This is a genomic window from Cohnella boryungensis (assembly GCF_042651945.1).
Taxonomy (GTDB): Bacteria; Bacillota; Bacilli; order Paenibacillales; family Paenibacillaceae; genus Cohnella; species Cohnella boryungensis.
The window spans coordinates 1-662 of record NZ_JBHSED010000056.1; the positions used below are offsets into that span (position 1 = coordinate 1).

The 662-nt window shown below is 53.2% G+C and carries 1 protein-coding gene; it reads left to right on the forward strand.

Annotation, left to right across the window (positions count from 1 at the left end; genetic code table 11):
• The coding region (locus tag ACFO1S_RS21685; protein WP_378127562.1) for an IS110 family transposase at positions 1-662 on the forward strand (662 nt) is incomplete at both ends.

Genomic DNA, 662 nt, shown 5'->3' on the forward strand with positions numbered 1-662 from the left:
CAGCGGACAAGCTTTCCTCTTCCGAGATTCACATCGGTCTTGAAGCGACCTCGGTCTTTAGCTGGCATCCCGCCATGTACATGCATGAGGATCCGGCGCTCAAGGAACGCAAAGCCAAAGTCTTTACCATTAACCCAAAGCTCGTCAGCAAGTTTAGAGAAGCTTATCCGGATCTAGACAAGACCGACCGCCTCGACGCTTGGGTCATTGCGGATCGCCTTCGCTTCGGCAGGCTGACAACCACCGTCGTTATGCAGGAGCAGTATGTCGCACTCCAGCGCCTGACGCGCATGCGGTTTCACTTGATTCACAATTTGACCCGTGAGAAGCAATACTTCCTGCAAAACCTGTTCTACAAATGCAACGCATTCACGACCGAGGTCGAGAGCTCCGTGTTCGGCCATGCCCTCATGGAGATGCTCTCCGAGAAGTACAGCCTCGATGATATTGCCACCATGGATGTCGCCGATTTAGCCGACTATTTACGAGACAAGGGCCGCAATCGCTTCCCTGACCCCGAGAACGTTGCACGCTGCATCCAGAAGGCTGCAAGAGCTTCTTACCGGCTTTCCAAGGTCGTTGAAGATTCTATTGATCTGGTGCTCGGCACCTCTATCCAATCTATCCGGAGCATTCAGGCTCAGCTCAAGGATTTGGACAAG